This window comes from Collinsella sp. AF25-2LB, assembly GCF_003458415.1.
GTDB lineage: Bacteria > Actinomycetota > Coriobacteriia > Coriobacteriales > Coriobacteriaceae > Collinsella.
Window position 1 is genome coordinate 1 of sequence record NZ_QRUF01000040.1, and the last position, 351, is coordinate 351.

Consider the following 351-nt stretch of genomic DNA (forward strand, 5'->3'; position numbering starts at 1 on the left):
TCTTGAGCTCGAGGGACCAGTGGGCGTCCACCAGGTAGGTGTAGGCGGTGCCGTCCTCCAGGGCCTGGAAGGAGTTGCCCACGCCGCGCGGGACGTAGATGGCCCTGGACGGGTCGAGCGTGCAGGTGAACACCTTCCCGTAGGTCTCGCTGCCCTCGCGCAGGTCCACCCAGGCGCCGAAGACCGAGCCGCGGGCCACGGAGATGAACTTGTCCCAGGGCTCGGCGTGGATGCCGCGGGTGACGCCGCGGCTGTCGTTGTAGGAGACGTTGTTCTGGACGACGCGGAGGTCCGGGATGCCCAGGGCGGTCATCTTGGCGCGCTGCCAGTTCTCCTTGAACCAGCCGCGCG

At 68.7% G+C, this 351-nt stretch carries 1 protein-coding gene; it reads right to left on the reverse strand.

The genetic code is table 11. The features are described 5' to 3' along the window. On the reverse strand, positions 1–351 hold a 351-nt coding region (locus DWY51_RS09415), incomplete at both ends, for a dTDP-4-dehydrorhamnose 3,5-epimerase family protein (protein WP_233504690.1).